Origin of the sequence: Asticcacaulis machinosus (assembly GCF_028550435.1) — a bacterium.
GTDB lineage: Bacteria > Pseudomonadota > Alphaproteobacteria > Caulobacterales > Caulobacteraceae > Asticcacaulis > Asticcacaulis machinosus.
Map to the genome: position 1 here is coordinate 740,754 of NZ_JAQQKV010000001.1, position 22,503 is coordinate 763,256.

The following is a 22,503-nucleotide window of genomic DNA, read 5'->3' on the forward strand; positions in this document are numbered from 1 at the left end:
TGGCCTCATTAGCGGACAGGTCGTTCAATGACCAATTGGGCGCCCAGGCTCAGGGTGTGTTTATCGATCCGTTCCATGCAGTTGTCTCAATCGCGAACTTGGTAGAGGACGGCGGTTAAATCGCCTCGACCTCGATTCTGTGGGTGTCGAATGCTTTGCCGGTGTTCAGGACGCTCCAGGCAATTCGGGCAAGTTTGTTGGCCAAGGCCGCCGCCAGCTTATTTCGATGCATGCGCGCTGCAGCATTGGTGAGCCACTCTCCGAAGCTGAACTTCTCCCAGTTTTGAGGTCGCATCAGCAGGACATTGGCCGCCTGTACAAACAGAGTTCGCAGGTATCGGCTGCCACGCTTGGAAATGCGCCCCAGTATCGTGCGCCCGCCCGTGCTAAACTGTTTCGGAATCAGACCGAGCCAGGCGCCAAAGTCACGGCCCCTGTCGAAGGCTTCACCTGTGCCGATAGCCGCAACGACGGCCGTAGAGATCAATGGACCGATACCAGGCACGCTCATCAGGCGCTTGCAGTTAGACTCAGACTGGCTGATCTCTTCGATCTCGCCGCTAACGGTCTCGATGCGTTCATCGAGCCAGAGCCAATCTTCATAAAGGCCTACGATCAGATCGCTCATGCGTGGTGATATCTCATCCTGCCTGTTCTTCAGTATCTCAAACAATGAGTTGCGCAAGGCCCGAACGCCAACCCTGACGGTGATGCCCTGTTCGATCAGGAAGGCGCGGATCTGGTTGATGGTGGCCGTCCGCCGCGATACCAGCCGGGAGCGAACGCGATGACAAGCCTGAAGGTCGAGCTGATCTTGCGTCTTCTCCGTTACGGTCGACAGGTTCGGTCGCAGCGCCGCTTCTGCAATAGCCTCTGCGTCATTGTAGTCGTTCTTCTGTCCCTTCAGAAACGGCTTCACATATATCGCTGGGATAATACGCGGATCATGACCAAGCCGTCGCAGGGATCGGCTGACGAAGTGGGCACTGAGGCACGCCTCCATGCCGACAATACAAGGCGGTAACGTCTTAAAAGTCTCGACCAAAGCCAACCGTTTGATTTTACGGCGAAACGCGATCTGGCCGTCTGTACTGAACCCGACAAGGTGAAACACGTCCTTGCCGATATCGATGCCTATCGAGGCTAATTGAGGAATGTTGCCCATGGGATGCTTCTCCAAAGTGGAGCGGAGCAGTTTACGCCAACTGTTCCGCAAGGGAAGCAGCCGGTCCATCCCATTACCGGACATTTCCGTTCGACGACACACAAAGTCGCGCGAAGGAAAAGCGGACATTGGGCAAACGAACTCGATGACCTAAATCACAAGTAGCTACTACTCATGAGCTTGCCTGTGGACTATATTGCTACCCATGGTCGTTTTGCCGAGTTGCGCCGAGTATATCAATTGCTCTAAGTCTCTGAGAAAGCCGCTAGCCCGCTGAAGGAACGACAGCTAAATGTGCTCACCCGCAAAGCTATTTTCCATGGCTAGGTTTAAGGCAACTTGTGGTCCGGCCGTCGTTTTCTTCGGAGTAAAACTTTCGTTAAAGTTGTAGAGGAATAGCTTTATGTCGGATAAAAAACTCTCTACCAGTAGATTCATGTAGGTGAATTGAACGAAGCGACAAATCGTCTCGATCGCATCCGGATACTACATCGTTTGGAAACTCTTTTCGTATTCGCTCCAACCATTCGCGCAGCATAATATCAACACGTTTTTCATAGTGATATATTATAAGGTCAGCGTTTGATTGATTTCTTAATCCTGTACCATATTTGAAATTTAATTGGTGAATCCCTTCAATTAACTTTGAATAGCCTCTGTAAATCTTTGCTTCCGCTATCCAAAGAAAACTCTCTCGCCCCTCCACAACAATATCGCAATGACCGCCAAATTGCGTATCGTGCGCCGCTCGAAATCCCATAGATCTTAAGCAGGCGACTATATAAATTGTTAGCTCGTCTTCTTTCTTTTCCTGGTATGCTTGGCGGTGTCGAACCATGTCTTGTGCTATGTAATCAATTGCGTCTTCAACAGCACGAACTTGTTCCGCAGAATTTGATGCAAAGGTCATATCCATTAAAATGCGTGCAGGAACTGACTCCGCGAAACGATTGCGTAAGTCAGTTAAAGTCATGAAATTTTCATCGCTAATAGAGATCAATTGGCTAACCGTCGGAGGAATTCTGGAATACCCGAGTCATCTTCAATTTTTTCAAAAGCGGACCCAACTTCAAAAACGGGAATCAAGTACCTCTCAAAATCATCTATTTTGCTGTGGTATACAGGATGCGCAAGACCGCCTGCAGATTTTGCATGACTAATTTCCTTTTGAGAAAGAAGCTTTCGACATATTTCACCGTCAACAAACAAATACTTAGGGGTAAATATTTGGAAATTTGAATTCGAAATAAAATTAATAGAAGAAAGAAATTTTATGTCAGTCATATCCATTCCAATTCCATTGGATAGGTGTTCGTATGTAATGATTGACCCTTCTTCAACATTTGATGTGTAAATGTATTCGATTATATTTCTGCATATTGCTAATAAATCTGTTCCAGAAAGCTCATGCTTTATCTTTAAAAATAGCATCTCAAGCCGAATTTTTGCCTTATCATTCGTGTCGGCCGTAATCAGAAGACGTTCGCTGATTTTTAAATCAGAACTGTGCTCAGTATTTCGAGTGGCGTCGTTCGGACTACGCACTTTAGTGGTATATGGCTCACCTTCAGTCTCTACATGCTTCTGATTAGTCGGAGTTTGTCGAGCAAGTGGGGGATATAGCTCAGCGGATCGCTCGCTTGAAGAATCCTCGCGCTGGCGTGTACGGAAAACACTCCAGATCGAATGGCGAGTCTCTTCATCCGACGAATGGCGTCGCGGAGGAGCGTCCGTTGCGCTGGGCGCTGCGTTTGGCCTTGCTGGGCCTGAGCCACTGTTGAGTGCCGCGCGCGAAATGGCCCGGCCATCGTCATCGACGTTGGGGTCAACAATGCGGCCAACGATGCGCTGCCGAGTCTCAGGTGCTTTTGGAATTGGTGACAGGGGAGCGACCGGCGTAAAGCCCCTACGCTCACGAGATGTGGGCGGTGCCTGAGCGACATTGTCCATGCCGGTGGCAACGACGCTGACGCGCAATTTTCCCTCAAGGGATGGGTCAAACGCGGCCCCAAAGATGATATTGGCGTCGGGATCGACCTCAGACGATATCGCATTGGCCGCTTCGTCGACCTCAAGCAGGGTCATATCCAGACCGCCGGTCACGTTGACCAGCACAGCCTTGGCACCCTTAAGCGAGGTTTCATCCAGCAGCGGGTTCTGAATGGCGTTTTGCGCCGCCTGCATGGCACGGTCATCGCCCGAAGCTTCGCCGGTACCCATCATAGCCTTGCCCATTTCGGACATAACCGAGCGCACATCGGCGAAATCGAGGTTGATCAGGCCCGGCAGCACCATCAAGTCGGTGATGGAGCGTACGCCCGAATGCAGCACCTGATCCGCCAGCCCAAAGGCTTCGGCAAAGGTGGTGCGCTCATTGGCGATGCGGAAAAGGTTCTGATTAGGAATAATGATCAGCGTATCGACATAGCGTTGCAGCTCGGAAATCCCGGCATCGGCCAGACGCATACGGTGGCGGCCCTCGAACGAGAACGGCTTGGTCACGACCCCGACAGTCAATATGCCGCGTTCACGCGCCGCGCGCGCGATAATGGGCGCCGCGCCCGTGCCCGTGCCGCCGCCCATACCGGCGGTGATAAAGACCATGTGCGCGCCTTCGAGGTGTTCGGCGATTTCATGGATGGATTCTTCGGCGGCGGTCATGCCGACTTCGGGATGCGCACCGGCCCCAAGGCCTTGCGTCACGCCAATGCCAAGCTGCACACGCGCGTCAGTTTTGGAAAACTGCAATTGCTGCGCGTCGGTATTGGCGACGACGAATTCGACCCCTTCAAGGCCGGCTTCGATCATGTTGTTGACGGCATTACCCCCAGCGCCACCAACGCCGAACACGATGATCCGCAATCCTACTGGACGATCACTCATTTAAGATCCAGAAGCTTTAAGTCTCGCAAAATTTCCCTCAATGATTGTGATAGTTCAAACTTTCATACTTGCCAATAGCTGATAAGCCGAATTCCGGCTTCGTCAGATCTCAGCTCGCGGCGAAATAGGTTTTCGCGTTTTGGATCCTCCGACCTTGTGATTCTGAGTCCGAGCTCTTGGGCTTGACAAGTTCGCCCGATCTAGGCGTGAAATTTTAGTATGGCTTCACTTTGTATAGGTTTGCCTCTTACTTTTTTTAACTAACTCCGCTATCTCAGATTGAAATTAATATTTGGGTGGTGCCGTGAAATTTGAAGTCGAGATCGATGACGCCCTGATTGCGTCCCTGTCGCCCGTGATCGGCAAGCAGTTGGAAGCCGATGCCGGAAAACGTGCGCAACTGGCGGGATTCGCCCTTCAGCAGATGTTGGGCTGGATGAACGGCCAGGTCCGTCACCAGTCTATGACGGAGCAGCACACCGAATGGTTGACAGAACTCCTGCCGGTCTTTTATCCGGGTGAGGCACCCTCGGCGGAGAAGATCTTCAACAACTTTTCCGTCCCCTATGGCCGCGCCGCCTATATCTCCCGCGTTCTGCTCGAGAAGCAGCAGACCGAGTGGCGCAAGAAGAGCAAGGCGAACCTGCTGGCGGCGCTCAAGACGAAGAACGCTGAGGCTGAAAAGAACAACAAAGGTGGCGACGCCTTCAAATATGTCCCGGTATCCATCGACAATGTCAGTTACCGCGAACTGAGCGTCATCCTCGAGGAACTTTACGAGGTAGAGGCTGAACTGCCGCCGCCGGTCAACAAAAGCACCTCGCCAGGCCGCCGGACCCTAGATGTGCCGTCGATGCTGTTTCCGAAACTGATCGCAAAACTGGAGAACTGATCGTGGAGCCCACAACCCTGACCTCGCTCGCCGGATCGTTGATGAGCCTATTCGGCGTCCTAGTCAGCCTCTTTTCCGTCCACCTCGGCAACTGGCTAGCCAAGCTCCAGGGCCTGCGGACGAAATGGGACATGAACAACGGGTCGGACGAGAAAGAAATCTCCGCCCGGCGGGAGTGCCGCTATACCATGGCGGAGATATATACCTGGCAACCGTTCATCATGACGGTCATCATCCTAGGGTTTGCCATCGGCGTCATCTACTTCTTCCATGATGTCAGCTGCCATCTGAAGGTGGTCTTTCCCAGCATCTTCGTGCCGCTCTATTATAGCTTCTTCGGGATCATGATCGTCCTGGAACTCTTCCTGCTTTATAGCGGCTGGCAGTTGGGTAGGGCTCTGACGGCTGACATCAAGGCGCAGTTCAAGCCCCAGGGATGATCACCAAGCCGCAGGCCAGGACCTTTCTGCGCCAAGCCCTCGATCGCGGCGCCGAGTTCAACGCATATGATCTGCGCGCCTACCAAGTGACCGCGGCCTATAAGGCCGCGGATGCCCTTCTGGCCGGGCGCCACGCCGTCCTTACGCTCCCGACCGGCACCGGCAAGACCCTGATCTGCGGCATGGCGGCAGCGCTTTATCTCCAGAACCGAACCGTCGGCCGCGTGCTTTTCACCGCGCCGCGGAGGACGCTGCTCAACCAACTGGGCACGAGATCAGCCTGGCTCAACCCGACCTTCCCGGCGACGGCGGTTGGTGCCGATCCGCGCGAGGACGACCGGCATGTCATGGCCAAATTCCGCCACGGCCGGGTCATCTTCGGCATGCCGGAATTCATGGGGACGCGTCTGGCAGCCGGCGTGATTTCTGAGAAGATCCTGTCGCAGGTATCGCTTCTGATCATCGATGAGTTCGATCATTTCCTGACCCTGCGCTACCGCGTAGCCGATGCCGTGGTCACGTTTCACGAGGCGATCGAAAACCTGCTCTCGGCCTTGCCGAGGGACTGTCGCCTTCTCATGGTCAGTGCGACGACGCCTGCAGTGGCTAAGTCACCTGCCGGACTTCGTCTATGAAGACATGGCCCAGGACGTGTCGTCCTATGTCGCCGACACGTTTCGCTACGATCAGGAGCTCGAGCGCAAATACGAAGCCCAGGTCAGCCGGATCGATGGACCGCCGGAGGGCCCGGACGGGACTAAGGTTATGTATCCGCGGCTGGGCCGCAAGGCTGAGGCCCTATTCCGTATCCTTAAGCGCCACCCCGGGCAGCGCGGGGTCCTGTTCTTCCGCAACATTCGCATCCTAGAACGCTTAGAAGCGGAGCTTGTTGCGGTCGGCTATCCTTGTGTCACCGTTCACGGCCAGAAGAAGCCGTCGCAGAACGACCAAACGCTTGACCAGTTCCGCCAGACTGACGGCTTGCTCCTGCTGATCACGCGAGACACCGGAAAGCGCGGTCTCGATCTGCCCGAGGCCGATTTCGCCGTCTTCTACAGCCCCAAGTCGCGCGACGACGTCACGTGGCAGGAGGTTAGCCGGATTCGGAGCACCCTCACAAATCGCAAAAGCACCTATATTCTATATTACAAAGGCACTGGTGAGGAAGAAAAACTCGACAATATGGTAGCGGGCCTCCGCGAAACAACTTATTCGGTTGGTATCCGGAAGGTGAGCGTTTCATTATTCAACGATCTAGATGATTTTGCCGAGACGGCTTGATCTATCTTAACAGGCTTATCTTTTTATGTTTGGGCTCTGTGTGCTCATGTCAGGAATTCTTTATTTCAAGCAGTGAGAAGAGTTTGTAGATACGCCCTTAAGTTGTCAAAGCTGTACTTCAGTGCGGGCTCAGCCTCTAACTGTAGGGTCGCGATTTCTTCCAGAGCCTGTGACGCTGTCCGCCATGGACCGCTTGCCGGTACGCAAATTCGGTCCTTAAATTCCCTACTTATTTCTGTGCGATGTTGTTCGGTAAGCAAGTGGGGGCGTTCGAAATAGGCCAGTCGAGCAGCAAAAGTTTTCAATCGAATGTCTGTCATCCTGTCGACGATGCTGCCTCGCTTTTCCCAGGGCAAATTATGAAAATCGACAGACAGCCGTGCGTCTAAATCCGAGATCCATTCACCATGTAGTCTCTCTTCGGGGTGTATCGACTGGGGATAAAACTTTTCTTTAGATCGGGCTAAGGCAAGCAGCCGTGCCTTGAGTTGGGGATGATCAGCTATGAATGCTGCGCTCTCTTCGGCCTGATCGCAACCGATACCGGTGACGGAAGCATCGTCGAGGTCCCACGCTGCCCAAAGCATGGGCGAGGCATTTGTACGGAAACTACGAAAGACGCCGTCGTAAGTCCCCGCCAGCGCATCGAGATCCTCGTCGGTCATTTCCGCCATCGCGTGGGCATTCGCTCGTAGGTCAAGGCAATGAACCAGGTTTTGATCGCTAATACTGCGTCCCAGTTCTGCTGCCATTGTGAGACCAGGAATGCCGCCACGCACTTCCAGCAGGGCGAAAGCGGGCTCGTTCGCGATGAAAGCATTCGTTGCTTGCTTTGACACGAAACGCAGGAAGGCTGACCAGATATTTGACGCTCGCGATCGTATCAGAGCGCATAACGCAATGGTTGTTTCAACGTCGGCGGCCGCATCATGCTGTTTTCTGACCTGAATGTTGTTTGCAGCGGCCAATGCCTGCAGGGCAAAAGTTGGATTGCCAGTTGGCGCCGTTGGGACCTGCAGCACACCTGGAGCGACGACCGCCGTCGCGCGGGCCACATGCAAAGCATCCCCCCGCAGATTGCCGTTTAGACTGGTAAAGTAAGGTGGATGTAGGGTCTGGAAAAATGCTTGGCGCAGAAACTCTTCATCGAACTTGATCGAGTTGAAACCAACGTAGATTGCTGGGCCCCACGAAGTCAGCTTCTGAACTATCTCGCGAACCATCTCATAATGAGAGAGGCGATCTTCACTGTGCAATTCAGAGAGACTAAGTCCCGTAATACTCAGCGCTTTTGGCGCAGGTATGACGTTAGGTAGCAATTTAGACTTTACTTCGAACCGATCCATTGGAACCAGATTGTCGTCCGTCTTAACAGCGGCGAAATGCAAAATCTGATCGAAGCTTCTGTTCAAGCCCGTGGTTTCAACGTCGTAGAAAATCAGGGGCATATTGATCTATCAGGGCTCCTGAAACGCCAGCAGCCGAAATTGAAGCGCCATTGTGCTGACCTTAAACCGTCGAGCCAATTCGGATAGGCTTTCCTCGTCCTCAACGTCCAGGCTCTTATCCCTCAGGAACTCTCTCAGGAAGGTCTCGGGCATAAGTAGTTCAGCAGCAAACCGATTCGCTTGAATCTCTATGGGGTCGCTCCCTGTCGTAGCCAAGAAATCACGCCGCAATGTGCCCGTGTCGACGTGAACTGAACTTTCGAGAAGTTGCTGGTGCAAAATCATGTGCCCCAGTTCATGTGCAATAGTGAACCGTTGGCGATTCGGGTGATGGGCATTGTTGACCCCAATGACCTTCACACCGTCCTTGATGAAGGCCATGCCGGAGAGTTTGTCGTCAAAGGCGCCGTATTGAATAGTGATACCTAACGATTTTGCGATTCGCTCGACATGTACGGGTGGCGACTTGACTTCAAACCTGGAAATCACGTCTCTAGCGGCTTGAATTTCTAGCAAAACGCTCACGACGAGCGGCCCATCGAGCGTAGAAATTGGTTTACTTGCGCCAGTTGAACGTCGTTAATCGAACTGCCGGACAACTGAATATTGTCGGGTTCAGCACTGAACAAAAACGCAGGCGGAACCAATTCCGATATCGACGATAAAGATAAGGCGTTCGCCAATTTATAAATATGATGCAGCATAAACTTCTGCCTTCCTGTCTCAATATTGGCCAGTGAGGCTCTTGTTAGGCCAATTTCCTTGGCAACTTCAGCCTGGGTCAAATTGAGCTTTTTGCGTTGCGCTGCGACCGCCGCTCCGACGACCTTATATAGTTCCATTTCAGACATGTTGTAACGCTAGGCCGTAACGGCCGTTGATGTCAATAGCACAAACAATATATGTTTGTGATAAAAACATTATGAATAAATACGTGCTTATCATTGACATTTATTGAGTCGTCTGTGCTTTATAGCGACACCGCTCTCATCATCCCTATGCTGGCGGCCAGTTGAAGGATTGTTTTTCCTATGAGTGTTCCTCCCCCCAATGAAGGCGTGAACGGTCATCCCGGCCGCCGCGTGTATGTGTTCGAAACCGGCAATGAGAATTTCGATTTTCAGCGCCATGAGACGGACGACGAAAAGGTCGTTGGCGTCCAGATCTGCGCTGCCGCTGGCAAGCACCCCGTCGAGGATTACGCGGTCCTCCAACAGCTGCCGTCTGGCGAAATCGAGTCGATCCGCCCGACCGAAAGCGTCACGCTGTCGATCGGCCAGGTCACCCGCTTCTTCGTTATCGAAGGCTTCAGCAATCGTCGATTCACCATCGATGGCTTGAGCTTCGAATGGCCGAAATCGGCGCTCGCTGTGTGTCACGCCAAGACACTGGCAGGGGCTCACCCGGAAGACGTCTTGGTCCTGGATCGCGATGATGGCGACATTGTCCTTCACGATCATGATTTCGTCGATCTGGACTCCGATGGTGTCGAGCGTTTGAAGCTGCGTAAGCGCCCGAAGTTGGTCGATGTGATCTATAATGAGGCGGTCTTCCAGCTCGAACGCCGTGACTACACGGTGGCGGAACTGATGGCTTCGTTCGGCGTCAAGCCGGGCTACGTCCTCGAATTGATCAAACCTGACGGCGAGTTCAAAGAACTGAAACCTAACCAGATTGTCAATGTTCACGAAGGGCTGGTCTTCGTTTCGCACGCCTACTGCGGTCACTCGTCATGACCGATCTCAACCATGAGATCGCGCGGTTGAAGGCCGTGTGCGCTCTGGCTGAGCCCTGGCAGGAGGGCGGCACGATCGCTGTCTATCTGCCGGGGCTCAAGATCATAGGGCCCAAGGGAGAGGTTCACATCTTGGACGCGCTCCTTTGGCCTCACGCGCGCGATAGCTATCCAACCCGCCTCTATTTGGAGCGGGCAATTCCGCATTCAAGCACCGCTGGTTGGACGGAGTCGGTCATCATGGGCCGTACCTGGCAAGTCCTATCCTGGCGCGATGTTCCGGCTCATCTGCCATGGATCGAAATCCTGGCGAACCACATGAGGCCCTTTCGATGAACGTGTGCCTGAAAATTACGTCAGCCATGTTGGCGGCCATCCGGGAGGATCTCGGTCGGCGTCATGCGTTCGCGCATGAACGGGTCGGCTTTCTGACGGCGGGCGCTTCGGCGCTGCTGGGTCCCGACCTTCTGCTGACCGCAAGGACCTACCGTCCCGTCGACGAAGAGGACTACATGCCTGACCCATCGGTCGGAGTGAAGATCGGCCCGGGCGCAATGCGCAAAGCACTTCAGGCGGCTTACCGTCCGCCGGCCGCGATCCTTCACATTCACACTCATGGTGGATGTGGCCGACAGCATTTCAGCGGCGTGGACAAGCAAAGCGCCGGCGACTTCGTACCGAGCTTCTTCAACGTGGTGCCGCGCATGCCTCACGGGATCGTAGTGCTGAGTGATGATTGCGCCAATGGGCTCCTATGGCTCGGTCCCGACCATCAAGCTCGATCCTTCGTCGACATCGTTGCCGTCGGCGCCCCGTTATCGAAATACGGAGATATGTAGATGGCCTGGTTGGATCGGCAAAGCTTCCTCGGCGCGAATTCCGATACGGTATTGCGCAATGCGAAAGTCGGCCTTGCGGGGCTCGGCGGCGGCGGCTCGCACGTCGCCCAGCAGTTGGCCCACGTGGGAATCGGTACCTTCGTCTTGGTGGACGATGACAGCCTTGAGGATTCAAACCTAAATCGACTAGTCGGGGGGCGGTTCGACGACATCGCGCCCGAAACCGAAAAGTTTGAAATCGCGCGACGCCTAATCCTCGGCATCAACCCGAATGCTGACATTAAGGGTGCTGCCAAACACTGGCAGGCCTTCATCGATGAATTCAAGTGCTGCGACCTGATCATAGGCGGGCTTGACTCTGTGAGGGCCAAGCACGAACTTGAAGGCTTCTGTCGGCGGTTCATGATCCCTTACATAGATATGGGGATGGATGTGAACCCGATTGGAGAAGGCGAATTTTTCGTCTCTGGCCAGGTCGTACTTTCTATGCCTGGGCGACCATGCCTTCAATGTTTTGGTGTGGTGAGGGAAGAAGACCTTGATCGAGAGGCGCGCAACTATGGTGCCGCCGGCGGCAAGCCCCAGGTCATCTGGCCGAATGGTGTCCTTGCTTCCAGCGCGGTTGGACTTTGCATTCAAATACTGACGCCTTGGCACGGTCGGCCAAGCGACTCCATCTATCTTGAGTATGATGGCAACGAGCATACGGTGAAGCGCCGCGAAGGCCTCGACCGAATGTTGGTCCACGGATGCCACCACTATCGCGCTGAAGACACTGGTGATCCGGGGTTTGACATTCGAAAGCACTTGCTCAACTCCACAACGGTCTTCGCCGAAGCAGTGTCACCAACTCCAGAAAGGTTGTCATGGTGGCAAGCGCTCTGGGCGCAAATTCGACGGAAGAATTAGGTTTCGCGCACCAAATTTGCAAGCGCTCACAATATCTGTTTTTGAGATGATCGCGCAGAGGCAATGGCTGATAACGGCGCACTAGGACCTGAAGCTATATGTCTGCATTGGAAACAGCTCTACCGCCCGCTTAAGGCCATAGGCCGAACCCGACGGAATGTCCGGTTTGCGCCGCTGCGTAAAATCAGTGAGTGTCCGCTAAGGGCCAACTCCGGTCTTCCGGAAAGAGGTCATCCGGCACTCACCTACCTAGTAACCGCCCATAGCCGCCCTGGGTCATGAAGCGCCCGTGGCTTAAAAGCCGCTTGATCCGTAAGCGCAAGAAATCTGACTGACCATTCCAGTCATCTTCAACGGCCTTACGGCCAAACAAGCCGATGGCGATTTCCCTTTGGCTCGCCCCCTCCAGATACCCATCAAATGCTCTTAGCGCTAAAACCCACCGCTCGGCCTTCGTTTCCATCGGGTATAGCTTTGGTACGAACTGGCGGTGCTGGTGGAGACCAATCAAGCGCCGCAGACTTAATATGCGCGTTTCCAAATGATTGAAGCCTGACAAGGCATAGCGAAGATAAACCGGCCCATTGAGGACTGAACCTTCAAGAACGAACAGTTGCAGATGCCTGACACCATCGGTCAGCAGTACCACTTCGAAGCCTTCCTCCAGGATCAGGACAGTGGCGAGCGCACCATAGCTATGCAGATCAAACGCGTTCTCAGGTGTAAAGGCGGGTAAGGTGCGCACCATCAGCACTGATTTGTCCCAATCCGGACGCCAGAATACGCATGCCTTATCGTGTTCAGCGCCTACGACGAAAGGATACCCCCCAGTGACCGGCATCAAAAGCCGATCTCGCACGGATGATTTGTACCTCATTTCGCACAGGTTTAAGATCGATGTTTAAGTCGCGCCCTCCCCGGTCGCGATAACGCTCATTTCGGCGCAACCACAGCCAGGCCCAACCGGCGCGGTCCATTTTGAGCAAAGGGTGATAGGCCGAGGCCTCCCTCCAATCGACTTGCGCCATTTCTTCCTCCGCCAACGGCCTAAATCCCCATACCCACCCCTGTATGATAATGCCGCAAACGACGTATCCGCGAATTGAAATCGCTATTTGGATGCAATTCAAGTCCGCAACTCACCCACTGATTGTATAGGTGTTTAGCCTTTGCTTTACGCCCTCCCCGTAACCTGCAACCCTATCTTCACGCAAAAAAGTTCATGGTTAAGATATACCGTCTGTCCATAGGTTAACCCTTTGCGCCGGTAGAACTTATCCAGACTCCATCCCCCTACCGCCATATTCTGTCAGCATTAGATCTGAGCGACGTTCCCCCATCGTCCTATTGACTCCCACCACGCTTATGGAACAAAAAGAGAACTTAATTAATGTAAAGCGCCCTCATGCCTCAGAAAGATGCAAACCTGTGCCCGCCCCGTCCCGTTCCACCCTCACCGATCTCAGAGCCCGTATCCGACGTCTGGAAACCGTTGATGGTCGCGAGCGGACGTACCTGCCGTTTGGCATCCGGGAGATTGATCAACGGCTGCCGGGGGGCGGCCTGGCGTTAGGCTCTCTGCATGAGGTGGCCGGTGGCGGCTCCGGGGCCATTGATGGCGCGGCAGCCGCCGGATTTTGTGCCGGCATTGCGGCCCGGACGGGTGGCCAGGTGCTGTGGTGTCTAACCCGCCTCGATTTATTTCCCCCCGGCATTGCTCAGGCAGGTCTGCCTCCGGAGCGTTTGATCCGGGTCAGGGTTGATGACGAAAAATCTGTGCTTCTGGCGTTCGAAGAAGGCTTGCGCCACGGCAGCCTAACGGCGGTGGTTGCCGAGGTCGCCAAACTTGACATGACCACATCAAGACGCCTGCAGCTTGCGGCTGAAAGCACGGGTACGCTGGCTTTAGCCTTAAGACGCTGGCGGCGCGAGACGGAGGCCGGGGATTTCGGGCAACCGACGGCGGCGCGCACCAAATGGCGGGTAAGCGAGGTGATGCCGGAAGCCTTGAGCGTGCCTGGCGTTGCCCGGGCCCGCTGGGCGCTGGAATTGTTACGCGTGCAAGGTGCGAATTGCGCCGATTTTATAGTGGACGCTTGTGATGAGCAGGGTTTTATCGCTCTACCTTCCGTATTGGCCGACCGAACGGCTGCGCCGGACGTCGGGATCTGGGGCGCCCGGGCGTGAGGTCCCTCTGGTTTTAAAAGGGGTTGAGCGCGGCAAACGGGTGGTGACCGCCGTGGATGACCTGGCGCAAAAAATTGGCGTGCGTCCCGGCATGGCCATAGTGAAAGCCCAAGCCCTGTTCAGCGATCTTGTCCTGATGGACGCCGATCCCCGCGAAGATGCTCAAGCCCTCGAACGATTAGCGCTATGGGCGCTACGCCTGTCGCCTGTGGTTGCCGCCGATCCCCCCGACGGGCTGGTGATCGACACGACGGGGGCGGATCACCTGCATGGCGGCGAAGCTAACATGATCGAGACGGTTACCCGGCGCCTTAGCGAGACCGGGATTACCGCCGTGCCGACTTTGGCTGACACTTGGGGTGCGGCCCATGCTTTGGCGCGTTTTGGTCGCAGCGTGTCTCCTATTACCCCGCCGGGCGAAACCGCTCAGGTTCTTCTCGACTTGCCGGTGGCCAGCCTACGGCTCTCCCCCGCCCTCGTTGACAGTCTAAGGGGACTGGGGTTTGAGCGCATAAGCGATCTGGCCTCTCAGCCGCGGGCACCGCTGACCTTGCGGTTTGGCCCGGAGCTTGGCCGGCGGCTGGATCAGGCGTTCGGTCGTGAGCGGGAGCCTATCAAGGCGGCGGTTGAGGCTAAAACTATTAGGGTGGAGCGTGTCTTTGCCGAGCCCATTGGCGCACCCGAGACGATCAGGCGATACGCACTCAAGCTGATTGTTCAATTGTGTGACGCGCTGGAAGTGGCGGGGCTTGGGGTCCGCACCGCCGATCTGTTGTGTCAGCGGGTCGACAACCGGGTGGAAAGTGTTCGGATTGGGACGGCGCGCCCTTTGCGGGATGTTAAACAGTTAACGCGGTTGCTCGGGGATAAGCTCGATACTGTTGATCCGGGGTTTGGGATTGAGGTTATGAGCCTGGCCGCCACACTGACGGAGCCCCTGGGGGCGCGCCAACTGCACTCCAGTCTGATCGGCCCTGACACGCCGGACGTCGGCTCTCTGGTTGATATTCTGGCCAATCGACTAGGGGAGAACACCATTGAGCGCCCCTGCCCGGCCGCTTCTGACCTGCCTGAGCGCAGCGTGCAGTGGATCAGCCCCATGAGCGCGGTTAAAACGCCGTGGGCTCATGACTGGAAGCGGCCGACACGGCTTTTGCCCCGGCCTGAAGCCATTGAGGTTCTGGCCTTGTTGCCGGATAGTCCACCCCGGACCTTTAAGTGGCGTGGCATACGGCGCCGGGTCATGCAGGCCGATGGACCTGAACGGGTCTTTGGGGAATGGTGGAAGCGTGATCCTGAGCTGGAATCGATCCGGGATTACTACTACCTCGTCGATGAGACTGGCAAACGCTACTGGGTGTTTCGAATGGGCGATGGTGAGTTTGATGCCACCGGCGATCAGAGTTGGTATATGCACGGCCTTTTCGCTTGATCACGCCTATCAAGCCCCTATGAGCCCCCGCACAGTCCAATCCGCACATGGCTCGCACCCAGATTCTCATGGAGTCTAGGCCTCCTGATGCGCGTCCACCTCTTCTTTCAGACCCTGAAGGCTATGGTCTAGGACGGGCGTATCGGCGTCAGTCGAGCCACTGTCATCCACGCTTTGCTCCTGATCCTCAAGCGGCTGAGTGTGAAGGTGTGCGACATGCCCATCGTCATCAGCGTGTGGGGCCACGTTCCCGGCTGCGACGGGTAAGGGTGCGGATTGTGGTGCATGCTTCATGGCTTCTTCGCGCAGCCAACGGGCGATGGCCTGGTCCCGTTCCTGGAGGGCGCGCAAACCTGCCCGGATCACTTCGCTGGTGGCGGCATAGTCACCGGACTTCACCTTTTCGTCGATATAGGCCACCTGATCCCGGGTTAAGCTGATGGTTCTTTTTTCAATAGACATGGATCACCTAGGGTCTTTGCCGACTCAGTTTGACGGCGTGTCATCGGCGGACGTGCTCATGAAAAAAAAAGAGCCGCCCCACAAGGCCGTTTGGCAGAGGTAATGGCCGGCCTCACCTGCGGCCATAGACTCCCATGTGAAAAGAACATAGAGTGAACACATTATTCATTCGGGCCTTACGTGATCGTCATGCGTTATGCTGAACTTCAGGTGACCAGTCATTTTTCCTTTCTGCGCGGGGCGTCTTCAGCCGATGAGCTATTTGCCACGGCTAAGGTCTTAGGGATTGCGGCCTTAGGCGTTACCGATCGCAACAGTTTGGCGGGCATGGTGCGCGCGCATGTCGCGGCGCAGGCGCACGGGGTCCGCCTGGTGGTTGGGTGTCGTCTGGATCTCAGGGATGGGAGTTCTGTCCTCGTCTACCCTATGAACCGCGAGGGCTATGGTCGTTTATGCCGCCTGCTTACGCTCGGCAAAGGCCGGGCCGGCAAAGGAAAGTGTGACCTGGATTGGGATGATGTGGGTCATTACCATGAGCATTTGATCGCAGTGCTCATCCCCGACGCCCCTGATGAGGTGACCGTTCGTAACCTGCGGCGCCTGAAGATGATATTTGGTGACCGGGCGTACCTGTCACTGTGTCTACGCCGTCGTCAGAACGATCAGGTACGTCTGCTTGATCTGTCAAACATGGCCATGGCGGTCGGGGTCGATACGGTTGTGACCAATGATGTGCTCTATCATGAGCGGGGACGTCGTCAACTTCAGGACGTTCTGACCTGTATTCGTAATCGCACCACGATTGATGATGTGGGATTTCATCGTGAGCGTTTTGCCGACCGCTACCTCAAGCCCCCTGAAGAAATGGCCAGGCTTTTTCCGTCTTATGGCGCCGCCCTGCGACGGACAATGGAGATCAGCGAGCGGTGCACGTTTTCCATGTCGGAACTCACCTATCAATATCCTGAGGAAAGGGTGCTGACCGGCATGTCGGCACTTGAAGCGCTCAAGCGATACACCTGGCAGGGCGCACGGCAACGCTACCCTGAAGGCGTGCCCGATAAGGTTATGACGATCCTGCGTCACGAACTGGCGTTGATCGAGCAACTGGACTATGCCCCCTATTTCCTGACGGTGCATGCCATTGTCCGCTATGCCAGAGGTCAGGGCATACTCTGTCAGGGACGCGGGTCTGCGGCCAATAGTGCGGTGTGCTATGTGCTCGGCGTGACGTCGATCGATCCGGATCGCAATGATTTGCTATTTGAGCGGTTTATCTCGGCGGAGCGCAATGAGCCGCCGGATATTGATATCGATTTCCAAAATGACCGCCGTGAGGAGGTCATTCAATGGGTGTACGAAACCTATTCCCGTGATCGGGCGGCCCTGTGCTGCAATGTCAGCCGTTATCGGACCAAAGGCGCGCTCAGGGACGTCGGCAAGGCTCTGGGGCTGCCGCTTGATGTGATCGAGACCCTGACGTCGCAGGTATGGGGCTGGTCCAGCGAAGGTCTTCAGCCGCAACACACCCAAGGCTTAGGGATTAATCTCAATGACCGGCGCATTCGCCTGACCCTGCAATTGGCGCAAGAGCTTGAAGGGACACCGCGCCACCTCAGCCAACATCCGGGCGGCTTTGTGCTCACCCAGGATCGGCTTGATGAGTTGGTTCCGATCGAGCCCGCCACCATGGAAGACCGCCAGGTCGTCGAATGGGACAAGGACGATATCGACGCCCTCAAGTTTATGAAGGTCGATCTTCTGGCGCTGGGAATGCTGACCTGTGTGCAAAAGGCGCTTGATCTTCTCTATGCGCATAAGGACATTGATCTCGATATGGCGAGCATTCCGGCCGAGGATCCGCGCACCTACGCCATGATCCGTAAAGCCGATACCTTGGGGACCTTTCAGGTCGAAAGCCGCGCGCAAATGAACATGCTGCCGCGTTTGAAGCCGCGCAGCTTTTACGATCTGGTCATTCAGGTGGCCATTGTCCGGCCCGGTCCAATTCAGGGAGATATGGTCCATCCCTATCTGAGACGCCGAGACGGATTGGAAAAGGTCGAGTTTCCTACACCTGAACTGGAAAAGGTCTTGGGTAAGACCTTGGGCGTTCCGCTTTTTCAGGAGCAGGCCATGCAGGTGGCCGTCGTTTGTGCTGGCTTTACACCTGGGGAATCCGATCAATTGCGCCGAAGCATGGCGACATTCAAACACACGGGCGGGGTGTCCAAATTTAAGGACAAGCTGATCAGCGGTATGCTCACCCGGGGCTACAGCCAGGCATTTGCCGATCAAACCTTTGGGCAGTTGGAAGGCTTTGGGGCTTATGGCTTTCCGGAGAGCCATGCGGCCTCGTTCGCCTTGATTGCCTATGCCTCGTGCTGGATAAAATGTTGGCATCCGGACGTGTTTTGCGCCGGCTTACTCAATTCCCTGCCCATGGGCTTTTATCAACCGGCCCAGATCATACGGGACGCTCTTGAACACAAGGTTGAGGTCCGACCGGTGTGCATTAACGCCTCACGTTGGGACAGTACCTTGGAGCCTACCAAAAACGAGGGGCGGTTCGCGGTGCGCCTGGGCTTTCGAACCATCAAAGGCGTGAATAACGCCCATATTGCCACCCTACTGGCCAGTCGTATGGACCGGGCGTTCACCAGCGTTGAAGATGTCTGGCGCCGCGCCAAGGTCCCTACCGCCACCCTGGTCACCTTAGCCCATGGTGACGCCTTTCAAGGTTTGGGTCTCAGCCGTCGTGAGGCCTTATGGGCGATTAAGGGCCTGCGTGATGAACAATTGCCCTTATTTGCCGCTGCGGCGCGCGCAAGTGAGGATCAGTTTATACCGGAGTTTGAGGAAGCCCCGGTGCAACTGAAGGCCATGACAAGGGGCGGCGAAGTGGTTCAGGATTATAATCACTTAGGTCTAAGCCTTCGAGACCATCCGGTGACGTTCCTGCGCCCGAGCCTGACCAATCGTAAAATCCTGTCCTGTCGTGAGGCGGGCCTGGCTCAGGACGGTAAATATGTCCCGTGTGCCGGCCTGGTGTTGGTGCGACAGCGGCCCGGATCGGCATCGGGGGTCGTCTTTATCACCATGGAAGATGAGACCGGGATCATTAATGTGATCGTGTGGCCGAAAACTTTTGAGCTTTATCGCCGCACGGTGATGCAGTCGAGCCTTCTGCTGGTCTCAGGGACGATCCAGCGCGAGGGCGAGGTTGTCCATTTGATCGCGCGTAGCCTTACAGACCTCACACCTGAACTGTCAGAGATAGATAAGCTTGAAGGCCCTTTACAGGTGCGCTTTGGCCGGGGGGATGAATTTGCGCACGGCGGGCCAGGCCGGGACAGCCGCACACATATGCCCAATGGACAGGCACTGCGGCTGAAATCCAGAGACTTTCATTGAAAAGGCATCACCGCAATAGTCTTGCATCCCTTTTACATCTTGGGATAGCGGATGAGAAAAAGTCGTGATAAATATAAGGAATGAACAAAAAGACCCTCTACCGACTCACCGCCGCGGCCTGCGCCGTGCTGTTCATTACCGGCTTTTCAGGGCTTGCGGGGGTAGAATACCAAAAGTCAAAGCCCGGCCCTGCCCTACCCGTCGACCATTTTAAACAACGGGTCAAAGCTGTGATTTCACAAGCCAGCCAGGTTCAGGCCGAGACCTTGATCGTCGGTGACAGTCTCACGGAATTTGCGTATTTGCCGGAGCTGTGTGGGGCCAGCGTTTTGAACGCCGGGATCAGTTCGGCTACCATTCAGGACGCCTCAACATGGACACGCAGCTTGATTGAGGCGTCGAAACCTAAGCGGGTCGTGTTCGCGCTTGGGACCAACAATGCCAAGCTGGCCGAATCGAAGACGCCGGTACCTATGGTTATGCAAACCTATGCCGCCCTGATAGATGAGGCCAAGGGCCACGACATTTATGTGGCGACCTTGCCCGCGGTTTCGCCTGAACGGCCTGGCTTTGATGCCACTCACATTAAGGCCCTAAATGAAGGCATTAAAACCCTGGCTGCCGAAAAAGGGGTCACCCTCATCGATCTTGACCGGGAATTACCGATGACCGATGGCGTTCATCTGACCTCAGAGGGTTACGCAATTTGGCGCACACAGTTAAACGCAGTCTGCACGTGAGGTCGACTACGCGGAAAGCCTCGCGTACGGTAGTCCTCCCCCACAAGGTCAGGCTTTAAAGCGATCAACCGCTGACATCAGCCGCACGAGCGGCTCAGCGTCCGACCTCTGGTAAATTTCGGTGCGCAGGTAGGTGAGTTCGGTGTCCAAGTCCGCCTCGCCCACCTCTGTCCACCACGATTTGGGTTGGCCGTCGCTGCCATCCGACCATCTGTAGCCTCGGCCCTTAAGCAAATCCTTGGCCTCGAACGGGCTATTGAGCGCCCAGATCCTCGCCCTCGATTGCAGGCTGGCCTGATAAAGCTCAACAAAAGGGGACGTCCCGTCCAGGTCATCGCCAGCGGTGAGCACTTCAAGTAGGGCAAAGCAATCATCGACGGCCCGATGGCCGTCATGAAAAAAACCAGACTGCGCCACAAGGTAACCGAGCTTTGAGCCTTCAAAGCCACGCGTGCTCCATCCGATCTCACTGTTGGAACAGGCCCATGGCAGGTCGGCAAACCTTGGTGAGATGCGCTCACAAAACGGCCGATCAAAACGGGCATTGTGGGCAATGACCAGGTCGGTGCCCTTCAGCAAGCGCTCGATAAGACCTACGTCCAGAGTTTGTCCCGATACCATAGCGTCGGTGATGCCGGTGAGCTTTGTTATCTCCTCGCCGATCGGAGAGCTTGGTTGCTGCAGGCCGCTGTAAACTTCTAAAACATCGCCAATCTTACCGTCATCCGAAAAACTAAAGACCACGGCGCCAAATTCTATGACTTCATGCGTTCGAAAATTAAGTCCGGTGGTTTCGGTATCGACAATAACCCCTATTCTGGGAAAACCCGGCCGCGGATCCTCGACAACGGGGCGTGGGGACAGCTTAGACAAGATACGGTAGCGTCCGGTAGCCTTCAGGCGTCGCACCATCTCGGCGTCATCAATAGAGGCTTCGACCTTAGACGCCTTCACTCTACGGTTTCGCGCACATGTCACCGCCACGCCTTCGAACATTTCAAATTGGTCAGGGCTCTTCACCAAAGCCGCCCCAAACCTTCGATCGGGTAGTTGGCCCGGACAATGGGTATGGTGGGTGACGCCGGATCAGGCACGCTTGGCCTGCCGTTCGTTAAAGCTATGTCCCGGCGGGGCCAGAGCCACGAATTTAACATCGATATGACCCGTGATTTCCACATAGATGCTCTGGAGTTCACCGCCCAGACGCAATCCCTTTGAGACAATATCCGTCTGCAGTTCGGCCGCCGTCAAGGCCGGCACATAGCCGATATGAAACCGCTCGGTGATAGGTGCCATGAATGGCCACTTTCTTGCCACCACGCCGATGATCTGAATGGCATTTTCATCATGCGCATTGGTAGGCTCCGGCACCAGTTCCAGGCCATAATATAGCCCAAGCCTTTCGGCCCGTTTGACGGCGCGCATCCAGGAACGAACATAGGGCAATAGGTAGGGAATGCCTGCGACCGATTCCGCTAAAGTGGCCTCTACCCATGCACCGGCCGGTGTGTGGCGGTCCAGGCCGAATTTTTGATAGGCCATCTAACACCCCAAGTCCTGACGATTCAGCAAGAATCAACGACCACATATATTACCTAAAGCCTGTCAGCCAGAGCAATAGCCGGTCGGCGCTTAGCGCGTTTGCCCCGGTATTTGCTCTGGCCAAGCGATCGGTTAGTCGCTAACGCCTTATTTGGTCGGTGACGCAGACCTCATGCCCGCGCGTCTGCATCGACGTCGCAAGGACTGACTGACACTTGTGTGTCTCGGTCTTTGAGCGAAGTCCCTGATGGCAACACCTCACAGGTCTCATAGCGTCGGATCAACTCCGAAAGGGATTGCGCCGGAGGGTTGGAGATGAGTTTTCGGATTTCAGACAGCCGGGCATAGGGTATGGACGGCCAAAAATGGTGCTCCCAGTGATGCCAGGACTTATGTGGCGCGAGCAGTGGCCCCTGCCACCAGTTTAGATGTAGCCGTTGAGTTGTATCTGTCTCCTGATGCTCGATCCACATCCGTAGTCTGAAGAACATGATAAATGACGTAAGCAGAGATACATACCAAAGCAGGGCCACCCACCACAATCCGAGGCCGATGAGAGCCGCATTGAATGTCGCATGCCAGACGCCCAACATGACGTACGAGCTCGACTTGGTCGGTTTAGAGTATTGAAAGATGATTTTGTAATCTATCACCCCACCACCAACGAGATCCCCAACCGCAAGCTTGAGAACGCTAGATAAACGGTTTGGGAGATCCCACTGGTTTGCCCGCAGGCCTTTGTAAACGATTTCAGGATCCTGGGCGGTGCCCAAATCGCGATGGTGTAGCAGGTGCAGGTTTCGATAGCCATCACCGGTCAGACCCAAGGGCATCCAGGCCAGTAGATCGTTGAGGCCATCATTGAGGCGCTTGTCATAGCAAATGGTGAAATGGGTTCCGTCGTGCCCTAGTAGGGCCAGGGCGTGCTGCCGATTGCCGATTATAAGGATAGCCGGCAGGATCAGCCAAAAATTCTGCGTAATAGCTAAAACGGCAAAGCTGGCGGCGATAACCGCCCAGTCGAGACAGGCATCCTTGATCCAGGTCAAGGGGATGCGTTTACTAAATCGTTTGAGGTCGGCGGGGGCCAACATTCCATTGATGCTCTGGCTGCGGTCGTAGTCCATTTTGTGC

The 22,503-nt window shown here is 55.3% G+C and carries 22 protein-coding genes and 1 pseudogene; 11 read left to right on the forward strand and 12 right to left on the reverse strand.

What is annotated here, in order from left to right:
- Nucleotides 1–115 precede the first annotated feature (115 nt).
- From PQU98_RS03505 to ftsZ, 3 genes and pseudogenes are all read right to left on the reverse strand, one after another.
- Nucleotides 116–1,165, reverse strand: a complete 1,050-nt coding sequence (locus tag PQU98_RS03505; protein WP_272743490.1) for an IS110 family RNA-guided transposase — start codon at nt 1,163–1,165, stop codon at nt 116–118.
- A gap of 379 nt (nt 1,166–1,544) precedes the next feature.
- Nucleotides 1,545–2,138, reverse strand: coding sequence for a hypothetical protein (locus tag PQU98_RS03510; RefSeq protein WP_272743491.1), 594 nt, complete (start codon nt 2,136–2,138; stop codon nt 1,545–1,547).
- Between the two features lie 950 nt (nt 2,139–3,088).
- Nucleotides 3,089–4,048, reverse strand: a pseudogene (gene ftsZ, locus PQU98_RS03515) (cell division protein FtsZ); the annotation flags it as partial.
- Between the two features lie 304 nt (nt 4,049–4,352).
- Between ftsZ and PQU98_RS03520 the strand changes: the two are divergent.
- The 4 genes from PQU98_RS03520 to PQU98_RS03535 are packed head-to-tail and all read left to right on the forward strand — an operon-like array spanning nt 4,353 to nt 6,661.
- On the forward strand, nt 4,353–4,940 hold the full coding sequence (locus tag PQU98_RS03520) for a hypothetical protein (protein WP_272743492.1): 588 nt from the start codon (nt 4,353–4,355) through the stop codon (nt 4,938–4,940).
- Nucleotides 4,941–4,942: 2 nt separating this feature from the next.
- Nucleotides 4,943–5,380, forward strand: a complete 438-nt coding sequence (locus tag PQU98_RS03525) for a hypothetical protein (RefSeq protein ID WP_272743493.1) — start codon at nt 4,943–4,945, stop codon at nt 5,378–5,380.
- Entirely contained in the window at nt 5,377–6,015 is a 639-nt protein-coding gene (locus PQU98_RS03530) for a DEAD/DEAH box helicase (protein WP_272743494.1), read from the forward strand. Before PQU98_RS03525 ends, PQU98_RS03530 begins: the two co-directional genes overlap by 4 nt.
- 4 nt (nt 6,016–6,019) lie before the next feature.
- Complete coding sequence (locus PQU98_RS03535) at nt 6,020–6,661, forward strand: C-terminal helicase domain-containing protein (RefSeq protein WP_272743495.1); 642 nt, start codon at nt 6,020–6,022, stop codon at nt 6,659–6,661.
- Between the two features lie 65 nt (nt 6,662–6,726).
- Here the strand turns inward: PQU98_RS03535 and PQU98_RS03540 are convergent, their stop codons facing one another.
- Genes PQU98_RS03540 through PQU98_RS03550 form a run of 3 tightly spaced genes read right to left on the reverse strand, consistent with a single transcriptional unit; the run spans nt 6,727 to nt 8,960 of the window.
- Nucleotides 6,727–8,109, reverse strand: a complete 1,383-nt coding sequence (locus PQU98_RS03540) for an exonuclease domain-containing protein (RefSeq protein ID WP_272743496.1) — start codon at nt 8,107–8,109, stop codon at nt 6,727–6,729.
- Between the two features lie 9 nt (nt 8,110–8,118).
- A complete protein-coding gene (locus tag PQU98_RS03545; protein WP_272743497.1) occupies nt 8,119–8,634 on the reverse strand; it encodes an ImmA/IrrE family metallo-endopeptidase in 516 nt (171 codons plus the stop codon).
- On the reverse strand, nt 8,631–8,960 hold the full coding sequence (locus tag PQU98_RS03550; protein ID WP_272743498.1) for a helix-turn-helix domain-containing protein: 330 nt from the start codon (nt 8,958–8,960) through the stop codon (nt 8,631–8,633). The genes PQU98_RS03545 and PQU98_RS03550 overlap by 4 nt, the downstream gene beginning before the upstream one ends.
- A 180-nt stretch (nt 8,961–9,140) precedes the next feature.
- Here PQU98_RS03550 and PQU98_RS03555 point away from each other — a divergent pair, with 180 nt between their 5' ends.
- From PQU98_RS03555 to PQU98_RS03565, 3 genes are all read left to right on the forward strand, one after another.
- The gene (locus PQU98_RS03555; RefSeq protein ID WP_272743499.1) at nt 9,141–9,845 is read left to right on the forward strand and encodes a multiubiquitin domain-containing protein; all 705 of its coding nucleotides are present in this window, start codon (nt 9,141–9,143) and stop codon (nt 9,843–9,845) included.
- 292 nt (nt 9,846–10,137) lie between these two features.
- The gene (locus tag PQU98_RS03560) at nt 10,138–10,683 is read left to right on the forward strand and encodes a hypothetical protein (RefSeq protein ID WP_272743500.1); all 546 of its coding nucleotides are present in this window, start codon (nt 10,138–10,140) and stop codon (nt 10,681–10,683) included.
- Complete coding sequence (locus PQU98_RS03565) at nt 10,684–11,592, forward strand: HesA/MoeB/ThiF family protein (RefSeq protein WP_272743501.1); 909 nt, start codon at nt 10,684–10,686, stop codon at nt 11,590–11,592.
- 241 nt (nt 11,593–11,833) lie between these two features.
- Here the strand turns inward: PQU98_RS03565 and PQU98_RS03570 are convergent, their stop codons facing one another.
- On the reverse strand, nt 11,834–12,433 hold the full coding sequence (locus PQU98_RS03570; RefSeq protein WP_272743502.1) for a DUF2285 domain-containing protein: 600 nt from the start codon (nt 12,431–12,433) through the stop codon (nt 11,834–11,836).
- Nucleotides 12,393–12,620 (reverse strand): transcriptional regulator domain-containing protein, encoded by a 228-nt coding sequence (locus tag PQU98_RS17025; protein ID WP_368408136.1) that lies wholly within the window; start codon nt 12,618–12,620, stop codon nt 12,393–12,395. Before PQU98_RS17025 ends, PQU98_RS03570 begins: the two co-directional genes overlap by 41 nt.
- A 400-nt stretch (nt 12,621–13,020) precedes the next feature.
- On the opposite strand from PQU98_RS17025, the gene PQU98_RS03575 reads away from it, so the two are divergent.
- Both PQU98_RS03575 and PQU98_RS03580 read left to right on the forward strand, forming a co-directional pair.
- The gene (locus PQU98_RS03575; protein ID WP_272743503.1) at nt 13,021–13,779 is read left to right on the forward strand and encodes an ImuA family protein; all 759 of its coding nucleotides are present in this window, start codon (nt 13,021–13,023) and stop codon (nt 13,777–13,779) included.
- Nucleotides 13,694–15,211: a Y-family DNA polymerase gene (locus tag PQU98_RS03580; protein ID WP_303649420.1), complete on the forward strand. Its 1,518-nt coding sequence runs from the start codon at nt 13,694–13,696 to the stop codon at nt 15,209–15,211. The genes PQU98_RS03575 and PQU98_RS03580 overlap by 86 nt, the downstream gene beginning before the upstream one ends.
- A 75-nt stretch (nt 15,212–15,286) precedes the next feature.
- Here PQU98_RS03580 and PQU98_RS03585 read toward each other — a convergent pair whose 3' ends face one another.
- Entirely contained in the window at nt 15,287–15,673 is a 387-nt protein-coding gene (locus tag PQU98_RS03585) for a type II toxin-antitoxin system ParD family antitoxin (protein WP_272743505.1), read from the reverse strand.
- 189 nt (nt 15,674–15,862) lie between these two features.
- Between PQU98_RS03585 and PQU98_RS03590 the strand changes: the two genes are divergently transcribed.
- Together PQU98_RS03590 and PQU98_RS03595 are read left to right on the forward strand one after the other, a co-directional pair.
- Entirely contained in the window at nt 15,863–19,087 is a 3,225-nt protein-coding gene (locus PQU98_RS03590) for an error-prone DNA polymerase (protein ID WP_272743506.1), read from the forward strand.
- A gap of 80 nt (nt 19,088–19,167) precedes the next feature.
- The gene (locus PQU98_RS03595; RefSeq protein ID WP_272743508.1) at nt 19,168–19,827 is read left to right on the forward strand and encodes an SGNH/GDSL hydrolase family protein; all 660 of its coding nucleotides are present in this window, start codon (nt 19,168–19,170) and stop codon (nt 19,825–19,827) included.
- A gap of 48 nt (nt 19,828–19,875) precedes the next feature.
- Here the strand turns inward: PQU98_RS03595 and PQU98_RS03600 are convergent, their stop codons facing one another.
- The 3 genes from PQU98_RS03600 to PQU98_RS03610 form a co-directional block, all read right to left on the reverse strand.
- On the reverse strand, nt 19,876–20,847 hold the full coding sequence (locus PQU98_RS03600) for a 3'-5' exonuclease (RefSeq protein ID WP_272743509.1): 972 nt from the start codon (nt 20,845–20,847) through the stop codon (nt 19,876–19,878).
- Nucleotides 20,848–20,913: 66 nt separating this feature from the next.
- Nucleotides 20,914–21,369 (reverse strand): hypothetical protein, encoded by a 456-nt coding sequence (locus PQU98_RS03605; protein WP_272743510.1) that lies wholly within the window; start codon nt 21,367–21,369, stop codon nt 20,914–20,916.
- Between the two features lie 170 nt (nt 21,370–21,539).
- On the reverse strand, nt 21,540–22,496 hold the full coding sequence (locus tag PQU98_RS03610; protein ID WP_272743511.1) for a fatty acid desaturase: 957 nt from the start codon (nt 22,494–22,496) through the stop codon (nt 21,540–21,542).
- Nucleotides 22,497–22,503: the final 7 nt, after the last annotated feature.

Bases quoted from the DNA above. Each gene is read 5' to 3' on its own strand.
- PQU98_RS03595 (WP_272743508.1), top strand. From the start codon at position 19,168: ATGAACAAAAAGACCCTCTACCGACTCACCGCCGCGGCCTGCGCCGTG.
- PQU98_RS03540 (WP_272743496.1), bottom strand. From the start codon at position 8,109: ATGCCCCTGATTTTCTACGACGTTGAAACCACGGGCTTGAACAGAAGC.
- PQU98_RS03585 (WP_272743505.1), bottom strand. From the start codon at position 15,673: ATGTCTATTGAAAAAAGAACCATCAGCTTAACCCGGGATCAGGTGGCC.
- PQU98_RS03570 (WP_272743502.1), bottom strand. From the start codon at position 12,433: ATGCCGGTCACTGGGGGGTATCCTTTCGTCGTAGGCGCTGAACACGAT.
- PQU98_RS03610 (WP_272743511.1), bottom strand. From the start codon at position 22,496: ATGGACTACGACCGCAGCCAGAGCATCAATGGAATGTTGGCCCCCGCC.
- PQU98_RS03590 (WP_272743506.1), top strand. From the start codon at position 15,863: ATGCGTTATGCTGAACTTCAGGTGACCAGTCATTTTTCCTTTCTGCGC.
- PQU98_RS03510 (WP_272743491.1), bottom strand. From the start codon at position 2,138: ATGACTTTAACTGACTTACGCAATCGTTTCGCGGAGTCAGTTCCTGCA.
- PQU98_RS17025 (WP_368408136.1), bottom strand. From the start codon at position 12,620: ATGGCGCAAGTCGATTGGAGGGAGGCCTCGGCCTATCACCCTTTGCTC.
- PQU98_RS03555 (WP_272743499.1), top strand. From the start codon at position 9,141: ATGAGTGTTCCTCCCCCCAATGAAGGCGTGAACGGTCATCCCGGCCGC.
- PQU98_RS03505 (WP_272743490.1), bottom strand. From the start codon at position 1,165: ATGGGCAACATTCCTCAATTAGCCTCGATAGGCATCGATATCGGCAAG.
- PQU98_RS03550 (WP_272743498.1), bottom strand. From the start codon at position 8,960: ATGTCTGAAATGGAACTATATAAGGTCGTCGGAGCGGCGGTCGCAGCG.
- PQU98_RS03560 (WP_272743500.1), top strand. From the start codon at position 10,138: ATGGATCGAAATCCTGGCGAACCACATGAGGCCCTTTCGATGAACGTG.
- PQU98_RS03580 (WP_303649420.1), top strand. From the start codon at position 13,694: ATGAGCAGGGTTTTATCGCTCTACCTTCCGTATTGGCCGACCGAACGG.
- PQU98_RS03605 (WP_272743510.1), bottom strand. From the start codon at position 21,369: ATGGCCTATCAAAAATTCGGCCTGGACCGCCACACACCGGCCGGTGCA.
- PQU98_RS03565 (WP_272743501.1), top strand. From the start codon at position 10,684: ATGGCCTGGTTGGATCGGCAAAGCTTCCTCGGCGCGAATTCCGATACG.
- PQU98_RS03530 (WP_272743494.1), top strand. From the start codon at position 5,377: ATGATCACCAAGCCGCAGGCCAGGACCTTTCTGCGCCAAGCCCTCGAT.
- PQU98_RS03535 (WP_272743495.1), top strand. From the start codon at position 6,020: ATGGCCCAGGACGTGTCGTCCTATGTCGCCGACACGTTTCGCTACGAT.